Annotated in this window: 11 protein-coding genes and 1 tRNA gene; 8 read left to right on the top strand and 4 right to left on the bottom strand. The window is 72.8% G+C overall.

Annotated features, from left to right (window positions below; translation table 11 throughout):
* The first annotated feature begins 149 nt into the window (after window positions 1-149).
* The 8 genes from Q0195_RS04750 to Q0195_RS04785 all read left to right on the top strand — a co-directional run bounded on the left by Q0195_RS04750 (window position 150) and on the right by Q0195_RS04785 (window position 5658).
* On the top strand, window positions 150-608 hold the full coding sequence (locus Q0195_RS04750; RefSeq protein WP_299275290.1) for a septum formation initiator family protein: 459 nt from the start codon (window positions 150-152) through the stop codon (window positions 606-608).
* 39 nt (window positions 609-647) lie between these two features.
* A complete protein-coding gene (locus tag Q0195_RS04755) occupies window positions 648-1175 on the top strand; it encodes a DUF501 domain-containing protein (RefSeq protein ID WP_299275292.1) in 528 nt (175 codons plus the stop codon).
* A complete protein-coding gene (locus tag Q0195_RS04760) occupies window positions 1172-2104 on the top strand; it encodes a Ppx/GppA phosphatase family protein (RefSeq protein WP_299275294.1) in 933 nt (310 codons plus the stop codon). The genes Q0195_RS04755 and Q0195_RS04760 overlap by 4 nt, the downstream gene beginning before the upstream one ends.
* Complete coding sequence (locus tag Q0195_RS04765; RefSeq protein WP_299275296.1) at window positions 2104-2907, top strand: uracil-DNA glycosylase; 804 nt, start codon at window positions 2104-2106, stop codon at window positions 2905-2907. The genes Q0195_RS04760 and Q0195_RS04765 overlap by 1 nt, the downstream gene beginning before the upstream one ends.
* Window positions 2908-2957: 50 nt before the next feature.
* Window positions 2958-3031: transfer RNA gene (locus Q0195_RS04770), tRNA-Leu, on the top strand.
* Between the two features lie 118 nt (window positions 3032-3149).
* Window positions 3150-3854: a hypothetical protein gene (locus tag Q0195_RS04775; protein WP_299275298.1), complete on the top strand. Its 705-nt coding sequence runs from the start codon at window positions 3150-3152 to the stop codon at window positions 3852-3854.
* Between the two features lie 199 nt (window positions 3855-4053).
* On the top strand, window positions 4054-4197 hold the full coding sequence (locus Q0195_RS04780; RefSeq protein ID WP_299275300.1) for a hypothetical protein: 144 nt from the start codon (window positions 4054-4056) through the stop codon (window positions 4195-4197).
* Between the two features lie 72 nt (window positions 4198-4269).
* The gene (locus tag Q0195_RS04785; protein WP_299275303.1) at window positions 4270-5658 is read left to right on the top strand and encodes an NAD(P)/FAD-dependent oxidoreductase; all 1389 of its coding nucleotides are present in this window, start codon (window positions 4270-4272) and stop codon (window positions 5656-5658) included.
* Between the two features lie 13 nt (window positions 5659-5671).
* Here Q0195_RS04785 and Q0195_RS04790 read toward each other — a convergent pair whose 3' ends face one another.
* From Q0195_RS04790 to Q0195_RS04805, 4 genes are all read right to left on the bottom strand, one after another.
* Window positions 5672-6346 (bottom strand): response regulator transcription factor, encoded by a 675-nt coding sequence (locus Q0195_RS04790; RefSeq protein ID WP_299275306.1) that lies wholly within the window; start codon window positions 6344-6346, stop codon window positions 5672-5674.
* A complete protein-coding gene (locus tag Q0195_RS04795; RefSeq protein WP_299275308.1) occupies window positions 6343-7635 on the bottom strand; it encodes a sensor histidine kinase in 1293 nt (430 codons plus the stop codon). The genes Q0195_RS04790 and Q0195_RS04795 overlap by 4 nt, the downstream gene beginning before the upstream one ends.
* 74 nt (window positions 7636-7709) lie before the next feature.
* Window positions 7710-8537, bottom strand: coding sequence for an ABC transporter permease subunit (locus Q0195_RS04800; RefSeq protein WP_299275310.1), 828 nt, complete (start codon window positions 8535-8537; stop codon window positions 7710-7712).
* The gene (locus tag Q0195_RS04805; RefSeq protein WP_299275313.1) at window positions 8534-9496 is read right to left on the bottom strand and encodes an ATP-binding cassette domain-containing protein; all 963 of its coding nucleotides are present in this window, start codon (window positions 9494-9496) and stop codon (window positions 8534-8536) included. Before Q0195_RS04805 ends, Q0195_RS04800 begins: the two co-directional genes overlap by 4 nt.
* Window positions 9497-9751 lie beyond the last annotated feature (255 nt).

Genomic DNA, 9751 nt, shown 5'->3' on the forward strand with positions numbered 1-9751 from the left:
TCTCGCACGACGTTGGCAATGTCCATAAACGCCCCGGCGCCACCGCCCGCCCGGGACCGACCGGACGCCCCGGTCCCACCAGCCGCCCCGGCCGGCCGCAGCGACCCGCCGGACCCACCCGGCCCAGCACTCCGCGCGCGTCCGCACCGGTGGTCCGCAGCACCGACGACGGCGCCGAGGAGGCCGCCGCGCGCCCGACGGTCACGCTGCGCAGCCTCGGGCTGTTCGTCGTCCTCCTCGTCGCCTTCATCGTGCTCGCTCCCACCCTGCGGCACGCCGTCGAGCAGCAGGAGGAGCTGCGCCAGCTGCGCGCCGACATCGAGGCGGTGGAGGAGCGCAACGCCGCCCTGGAGCTGGAGCTGGAGCAATGGCAGGACGACACCTTCGTCCAGGCCCAGGCCCGCGACCGGCTCGGCTACGTCATGCCCGGTGAGCAGACCTTCCGGGTCGTCGACCCCGAGACCGTCGTCGGTGAGGAGGTCGAGGCCGAGCTGGAGGAGTCGGGTGTGCCGGGGATGGAGGACGCCCCCTGGTACCTGGCGCTGTGGGAGTCGGTGACCATGGCCGGCGATGCGGCCGTCGGTGAGGAGCCCCCGCCGGAGGGCTGAGCGTTTCGCCGCGGCGCCGGACTGGGGGACAATCGCCCGGTGACCGACGATCACCCCACCTCCGTGACCGCCACGGACCTGGACGTCCTGGCCGAGCAGCTCGGCCGCCCGCCCCGCGGAGTCGTCGACATCGCGGCCCGCTGCGTCTGCGGCCGCCCGCTGGTCGTACGCACCGCCCCCCGTCTGGAGGACGGCACGCCCTTCCCGACCACCTTCTACCTCACCGCACCGCCCGCCGTCCGGGCGGTGAGCACCCTGGAGGCCCAGGGCGTGATGAAGAAGATGACCGAGCGGCTCGGCACCGACGAGGCCCTCGCCGCCGCCTACGCCGCGGCCCACGAGGACTACCTCGCGCGGCGCTCCCAGCTCGGCGAGGTCCCGGAGATCGAGGGCGTGTCCGCCGGCGGGATGCCCACCCGGGTCAAGTGCCTCCACGTGCTCGTCGCGCACTCCCTCGCCGTCGGCCCGGGCGTCAACCCGCTCGGTGACGAGGCGCTGGAGCTGCTGCGCCCGCACTGGCGCCCGGACCGTTGCAGCTGCGAGACGGCGGGCGAGGCCGGCCGATGACCCGCGTCGCGGCCATCGACTGCGGGACCAACTCCATCCGCCTGCTCATCGCCGACGTGTCGCGCCGCGGCCCGCTCGTCGAGGTGCTGCGCACCCAGGAGATCGTCCGCCTCGGCCAGGACGTCGACCGCACCGGCATGCTCGACCCCGCCGCACTCCAGCGCACCCTCGCCGCAGTCGAGCGCTACGCCCAGGTGTGCCGGGACCACGATGTCGAGACCACCCGCTTCGTCGCCACCTCGGCCACCCGCGACGCCGGGAACCGGCACACGTTCGTCTCCGGCGTCCGCAAGCTCCTCGGGGTGGAGCCGGAGGTCATCAGCGGCCAGGAGGAGGCGGCCCTGTCCTTCGCCGGCGCCGCCAGCGTCATCGGGCCCGAGCAGGAGCGCCCGATCCTCGTCGTCGACATCGGCGGCGGGTCGACGGAGTTCGTCCTCGGCGACGACGTCCCGAGCGCCGGGGTCTCGGTGAAGATGGGCAGCGTGCGCATCACCGAGCGCCACCTGCGGTCCGACCCGCCCACCGGCAAGCAGGTCAAGGCCGCCCGCAAGGACATCCGCACGCTGCTCGAGCACGTCCACTCCGAGCTGCCGCTGGAGGAGGTGCGCACCATCGTCGGCGTCGCCGGGTCGGTCACCACCGTCACCGCGCACGCGCTGGGCCTGCCCGCGTACGACCGCGACCGGATCGACGGCGCCGAGGTGCCCACCCGGACCGTGCTCGCCTCGTGCGCCGCGCTCCTCGGGGCGACCCGTGCCCAGCGCGCCTCCCTCGGCTTCATGCACCCGGGGCGGGTCGACGTCATCGGCGCCGGGGCGCTCATCTGGTCCGAGGTCGTCACCTTCGTGTCCGACGCCGCCGGCGGCCTGACCACCGTGCGCACGAGCGAGCACGACATCCTCGACGGCATCGCCCTGAGCCTGCGCTGATGGGGTACGTCGCGCCGGGCAGCGGGTGGCCGGGGGACCCGGCCACGCCGCAGACGCCCGTCGCCCGCTCCGCCGCCGGGGTGCGCCGGCTCGCCGCCGGCAGCCGCGACCTGGCCACCCTCGACGCGCGCTCCAGTGTGTGCCGAGCCTGCCCCCGGCTCGTCGCCTGGCGGGAGCACGTCGCCGACGTCAAGCGGCGCGCCTTCGCCGACCAGACCTACTGGGGGCGGCCCGCGCCCGGTTTCGGCGACCCGACCGGCCACCTCCTCGTCGTCGGGCTCGCCCCGGCGGCACACGGCGCCAACCGCACCGGCCGGCTGTTCACCGGCGACCGGTCCGGCGACTGGATCTTCGCCGCCCTGTACCGGGCCGGGTACGCCAACCAGCCCACCTCCGTCGCCGCCGACGACGGCCTGGAGCTCACCGGCGCCCGCATCGTCCCGGCGGTGCGCTGCGCCCCGCCCGGCAACGCCCCGACCCCGCAGGAGCGGGCCGCGTGCAGCGGCTGGCTGGAACGGGAGATCACCCTCCTGGAGCCGACGACGACGGCGGTGCTCGCCCTCGGCGGCATCGCCTGGCGGGCGACGCTCACGGCGGTTGCCGCCCTCGGCTGGGCGGTGCCGCGCCCCCGGCCGGTGTTCGGCCACGGCGCGGAGGCGGAGCTGACCACCCCGGGCGGCCGCGGCGTCCGCCTCGTCGGCTCCTACCACGTCTCGCAGCAGAACACGTTCACCGGCCGGCTCACCGAGGCGATGCTCGACGACGTCCTGGCCCGCTGCCGCGCCACCGCCTCCCCGGCCTGAGCACCGCCCGGCGGCCCCGCCCCTAGGATTGACCGGGCGCCACCGGCGCTGCCCCCATAGCCCAACCGGCAGAGGCAGCCGACTTAAAATCGGCTCAGTGCGGGTTCGAGTCCCGCTGGGGGCACGAGGACAGGTACTGCACTGAAGATGCCATGGGCCCGACCGGCGTGCTGCCGGCGGGCCCATGGTGAAGGTCTAACAGGGAGACCTGCCCCTGCTTTCGGCTCAGTAGCCTACAGGACGTGTCGGAAACTGTCGATGGGCGAAGCCTCTACGAAGCGCTGGAGCCGCATCTCGCCCGTGCGCGTCTGGCGCCGTACCTCGTTGCGTGCAATGGCGTCGAGCGGCGGGCGATTCGTCTGTACCAATGGAACATCGAGCTCTCTGGGGCGGTGTACCAAGCGCTCCACGTGGTAGAGGTCGTCCTCCGCAATGCGATCGATTCGCAACTCTGCACATGGAATGCGCTCCAGGCGGACGGTGAGACTGGGGAGCCGCTGTCACGCGATTGGCTCATGACGCCAGCGCCGCTCCTGCGTCGGCTGGTTCGTGAACAGGAACTCGAGAACGCCCGGCAACGGGCGGAGCGCGCAATCAGACGGCACAAGCGTCCTCTCGCGCACGCTGACCTCTTGGCGCAACTGTCCTTCGGCACCTGGCGCTTTCTACTGCCAGATCGTGATCCGGGGCGTCAGTTGCTTTGGCGCCAAGCGCTGCACAACGCTTTTCCACATCTTCAGCGATCGCCCGATGAGCTGCGGCGTTCCGTCCATGGCATATACCAGCTTCGGAACCGCGTGGCTCACCTCGAGCCGCTTCTACGCACCGGCGTGGTTCGGAGGCAGTTCCAGGACATGCGTGCCGTCCTCGCGGAGATCGACCCAGATGTCGAGCACTGGTTCATCTCACAGCAACGGGTGACCGCTGTACTGCGTCGAAGACCTTGATCGCGATCCGAACTCCTCAACGACCGTGGCCCCCGGCCGATACCTAGAGGTGACACGAAGGTGCCGGTCACCGCGGTGACCAGTTTCCTTCTTTGGTCCACCCCGCTTCGCGCTCCCGGCGGATGCGTCGCACGGCACGGTCGACAAGACTTGGGGCACTCCGAACGGGTGGGCGGACCCGTGAAGGATGGTGAGAACGATGAGTGTGACGCTTCCCGCGAAGCGCGTGCGGTCGTGGCGCGAAGAGCTGCTGGCCGCCTACGAGACCTCCCAGGAGAAGTTGCGGGCGCGGCTGCCCTGGCCCACCGACGATGACGACGATGCGGCCGAGGAGTTCATCTAGCCCCGGGTGGCGTCCCTCTCAGCGCCCCTCCGCGTCGCGCGGTCCGGGCACCGGCACCATACGATCGCTGGTATGAGCGCTCCGTCCGCCGGTCTCCGTCCGCGCCGCACCACCCGGATCCTGCTCCTCGGGGGCGGGTACATCGGCCTCTACACCGCGCTGGGGCTGCGCAAGCAGATGGGGCGCGACGAGGTGGAGATCGCCATCGTCGACCCGCGCTCCTACATGACCTACCAGCCCTTCCTGCCGGAAGCCGCGGCCGGCAACCTGGAGCCCCGGCACGTCGTCGCCCCGCTGCGCCGCGAGCTCAGGGGCTGCACGCTCATCACCGGCTCGGTGTCGCAGATCCGGCACGCCGACCGCCGCGTGGTCGTCGAGCCCGTCGAGGAGGGGGAGAGCTACGAGCTCTCCTACGACCACCTCGTCATCGGCCTGGGGTCGGTGGCCCGGACGCTGCCCATCCCCGGGCTGGCCGAGTTCGGCATCGGCTTCAAGCAGGTCGAGGAGGCCACCGCGCTGCGCAACCAGGTGCTCGGCAAGATGGACGTCGCCGCCTCCACCTGGGACCCCGAGCTGCGCCGCCGCAAGCTCACCTTCGTCTTCGTCGGCGGGGGCTTCGCCGGCATCGAGGCGCTCGGCGAGATCGAGGACATGGCCCGCGACGCGGCCAAGATGTTCGACGGCATCCGCCGCGAGGACATGCGCTTCGTCCTCGTCGAGGGCGCCGGCCGGATCCTGCCCGAGGTGGGGGAGGAGCTCGGCGGCTACGCCATCGAGCAGCTGCGCGCCCGCGGCATCGAGATTCACCTCAACACCTTCCTCGAGTCCTGCGTCGACGGGCACATCAAGCTCTCCACCGGTGAGGAGTTCGAGGCGGACACCGTCGTGTGGACCGCCGGGGTCAAGGCCAACCCCGTGCTGGCCCGCTCCGACCTCCCGCTCGACGAGCGCGGCCGCGTCCGCACCCTGCCCACCCTCCAGGTCGCCGGCGACGACGGCGTCGTGCCCGGTGCCTGGGCCGCGGGCGACTGCGCCGCCGTCCCCGACCTCACCTCCGAGGAGCCCGGCGCCACCACCGGCCCGACGGCGCAGCACGCGGTGCGGCAGGCCAAGCACCTGGCCAAGAACCTCGTCCGCGAGCTGCGCGGACAGCCGCTGGAGGAGTACCGGCACAAGAACCTCGGCACGGTCGCCTCGCTGGGGCTCGGCAAGGGCGTGGCGAACATCGGCGGGCTCAAGCTGCGCGGCCCGGCCGCCTGGTTCATGCACCGCACGTACCACATGTGGGCGATGCCGACCCTCAACCGCAAGGTCCGTATCGTCCTGGACTGGACGACGGCGCTGTTCTTCCGCCGCGAGCTCGTCGCCCTCGGGTCGCTGCAGAGCCCCCGGGCCTCCTTCGTCGCCGCCGCCACCGGCAACCAGAACAAGCAGCCCTCGCCCTCGGCCGCCGCGGAGTGAGGCTCGGGCCCGGTCAGCCGGGCTGGACCAGCCCCGACTCGTAGGCGAAGATCACCGCCTGCACCCGGTCGCGCAGGTCGAGCTTGGCCAGCACCTTTCCGACGTGCGTCTTGACCGTCGCCTCGGAGACGACGAGCCGCTCGGCGATCTCCCCGTTCGACAGGCCCTCGGCGACGAGCTCGAGCACCTCGCGCTCACGTGCCGTCAGACCCGCCAGGGCCGCGTCGTCCGGCCCGGCGGTCTGCTCCTCGGCCGGGGCGGGCAGCCGCTCCCCGAAGAGCTCGAGCATCCGCCGGGTGATCCGCGGGGAGACGACGGCATCGCCGCTGGCGACGGTGCGGATCGCGGTGACGAGCGCCTCGGGCGGGGTGTCCTTGAGGAGGAACCCGCTCGCCCCGGCACGCAGGCCGGAGAAGGCGTACTCGTCGAGGTCGAAGGTGGTGAGGATGAGCACCCGGCTCTGCGGCACCGTCGCGACGATCCGCTCGGTCGCCTCGATGCCGTTCATCCGCGGCATGCGCACGTCCATGAGCACGACGTCGGGCCGCAGCGCCGAGGCCATCGACACCGCCGCCTGACCGTCCGCCGCCTCGCCGACCACCTCGAGGTCGTCCTCGGCGTCCAGGACGAGGCGGAAGCCCATGCGCAGCAGCGCCTGGTCGTCCGCCAGCAGCACCCGGATGCTCACGTGTCCTCCTCCGTCCACCGCAGCACCGCCCGCACCCGCCACCCGGTGAGGGTCGGGCCGGCGTCGACGTGCCCGTCATACACTGCCGCACGCTCGCGCATGCCGACCAGCCCGCGTCCGCCGGAGGGCGCCGAGGAGCTCGCGCCGTCCGCGTTGTCGACCTCGATGACGACGTAGCCGGGCCGCCGCTCGACGGTGACGTCGATGCGGGGCGAGCCGGGCGCGTGGCGCAGGACGTTGGTCAGCGCCTCCTGGACGATCCGGAAGACGGCGAGCTGCAGCCCGGTGTCCGCGGGCAGCGGCGGCCCGGACTCGGTGAAGGTGACCGGCAGCCCGGCGGCCTGGAAGCGGGCGATGAGGTCGGCGAGGTCCGGTGAGGTCGGCTGCGGTGCCAGCGGCGCGTCGGTGGCATCGCCCCCGGCGTCCTCCCGGAGTACCCCGAGCAGGCGGCGGGTGTCGGCGAGCGCCGACCGGCCGGTGGCGGCGAGCTCGTCGAGGGCGAGCCGGGCGTGCTCCGGGCGTTTGTCCAGGGCCGCGCGGGCGCCGTCGGCCAGGGCGATCATCACCGACAGGCTGTGCGCGACGACGTCGTGCATCTCCCGGGCGATGCGGTTGCGTTCGGTGGTGAGGGCGATCTGCTCGCGCTGGTCCCGTTCCAGGGCGAGCTGGGCGGCCCGCTCGACGAGGGCCTCGATGTGCAGCCGCCGGCCGCGGGCCGACATGCCGAGCATGAGGGCGATCATCGACAACGCGAGCAGGACGCTGACGCTGACGACGAAGGACTCCAGCTCCCCGAGCGCGACCTCGGTGCCGTCCTCCGAGACCACCGTGGCCGTGGTGAAGGGCCACACCGCCACCGTGGCCGCGTGGACGGCCGTGAGGGCGACGAACGCGACCCAGGCGGTGCGGGTGGGCCGGTAGGCGGCGACCGCGTAGATGGCGAACACGGCCGCGATCTCCAGACCGGCGGTGTCGCCCACGGTCGCCTGGGCCACGACCATGGCGATGGTGATGACGGCCAGGACGAGGACCGGCGTGTGGCGGCGCCGGAAGAGGGCGACGAAGGCGACGAGGGCGAGCACTGCGCCGGTGAGGCGGTCGGAGACCGACTCGTAGCCCGGGTTCCACAGCACGCCGCCCGCGGCCGGGAGCCCGTACCACAGCGCGACGACCCAGTCGACGACGACGGGGTGGCGGTGGAGGAAGCGGCGGACCGGTCCCCGGCCGGTGGTCGGCAGCTCGGGGACCGGCGGCGCCTGCGGGGCGGTCCGCGCGGCGGGTGGCGCCACGGGGACGGCACGAGGTGGCGCCGGAGGGCCGTCGCCGTGCGACGTGCCCTCCGGCGCCGGGGGCCGCGAGGTACTCAGGCGTCCCTCCTACGCATGAGCAGCGCGGCAGCCACGAGGACGACGACGACGTAGATCAGCAGCACGCCGTAGCCGGTCCAGGGTTCGAGCGGGACGGGCAGGCCCATCGCCTGCTCCATCTCGCCCATCGCGGGAGCGGCGATGCGCTCACCGGCCACCGTCGGGAGGTAGGGGTAGACCGTGGCCATCCAGTCCTGCCACATCGCCAGCAGCTGGCCGATGGTCGGCAGGAGGAGCAGGACGCCGAGGACGAGCGCGAGGCCACCGGCGGTGTGGCGCAGCAGCGCCCCGACGCCGAGGCTGAGCAGCCCGATCGCCGCCAGGTAGAGGCCGGCGCCCCAGAACAGGCGCAGCACCTCCGGGTCGGCGAGGTCGACCGCGTTGTCCCCCACCATGGGCAGGGTGACGAGGTAGGACAGCGCGGTGCCGATGATCCCGAGGAAGAACCCGACGACCGCGATGAGGATCGCCTTGGCGGCGAGCACCGGGACCCGGGTGGGCACCGCGGCCAGCGTCGAGCGGATCTGGCCGGTGGTGTACTCGCTGGCGATCATCATGACGCCGAGGACGGCGATGGTCACCTGGCCGAAGGAGTAGCCGATGCCGATGACAAGCTCGGGCGGCGGGCCCATCTCCTCGCCGTCGGCGATGAGGGTCACCGACCCCATGAGCAGGGAGATGGCGACCATGGCGAGGACGGTGAGGCCGACGGTCCAGTAGGTCGAGCGCAGCGACCAGAACTTCACCCACTCCGAGCTCAGCACTCGGGGGAAGGACACCGGCCGGACGGTGAGGGTCGGGGCGGGGGCGGTCTGGGCGGTCATCGGGAGACTCCTTCACGGACGGTGCTCGGCCCGCCGACGGCGAGGTGGTCGGAGGCGTCCTCCGAGCGGTACTCGACCTCGTCCTGGGTGAGGCTGAGGTAGGCGTCCTCGAGCGAGGCGCGGACCGGGGTGAGCTCGTGCAGCGGGATGCCCGACCGCGCGGCGAGGTCGCCGATCTGCTCGGCGGTGCGGCCGGTGACCTCGATGAGGCCCGGCTCGGTGGCGCGCAGGGTGACGTCCGGCGCGGCGAGCAGCTCGCTGAGCTCGGTGGCTCGGGGCGAGCGGACGCGCACGAGCGTGCCCTGGGTGGCGTCGATGATGTCCTGCACCGGGCCGGCGGCGATGATGCGGCCGCGGCCGATGACGAGGAGCTGGTCGGCGGTCTGGGCCATCTCGCTCATGAGGTGGGAGGAGAGGAAGACCGTGCGGCCCTCGCTCGCGAGGTAGCGCACCATCGTGCGCACCCACTTCACGCCCTCGGGGTCCAGCCCGTTGACCGGCTCGTCGAGGATGAGGGTGCGCGGGTCCCCGAGCATCGCGGCGGCGATACCGAGCCGCTGGCCCATGCCGAGGGAGAAACCGCCGACCCGCTTCTTCGCCACCGCCTGCAGGCCGGTCATCTCGATGACCTCGTCCACCCGCCGCTTGGGGATGCCGTGGGTGGCGGCGAGCGCACGCAGGTGGTGGTAGGCGGAGCGGCCGGGGTGCACGGCCTTCGCCTCGAGGAGCGCACCGACCTCCCGCAGCGGGGTGCGGTGCTCGGCGTACGGGCGGCCGTTGACGGTCACCGTGCCGGAGGTCGGCCGGTCCAGGCCGACGATCATGCGCATCGTGGTCGACTTGCCGGCGCCGTTGGGGCCGAGGAAGCCGGTGACGGTCCCCGGCTCGACGGTGAAGCTCACACCGTCGACGGCGGTCTTGGCGCCGTAGCGTTTGGTGAGCTCGTGGGCTTCGATCATGGGCGTTGCCTCCTTGTCCGCTGTCCACAGTACGACCGGGCCGCGGGCGCGGCCGACGCCCGCGAGGCGGATCTTGTGCCGGGCGGTGCTCACCCCGCGGGCGGAGGGGATCAGCCTCGAGGATGAGATGGAACAACGGCGGGGCCGGTCACGTTGGACTGGTACGGCCCCGGCCCTGTGCCCGTGCATAGGATGGCGTACGACAACGTGGCGCGGGCGCGCCCGCGCAACGACCAGGAGGCACTGAGTGAGCAA

The sequence above is a fragment of the uncultured Georgenia sp. genome (assembly GCF_937958535.1).
Lineage (GTDB): Bacteria > Actinomycetota > Actinomycetes > Actinomycetales > Actinomycetaceae > Oceanitalea.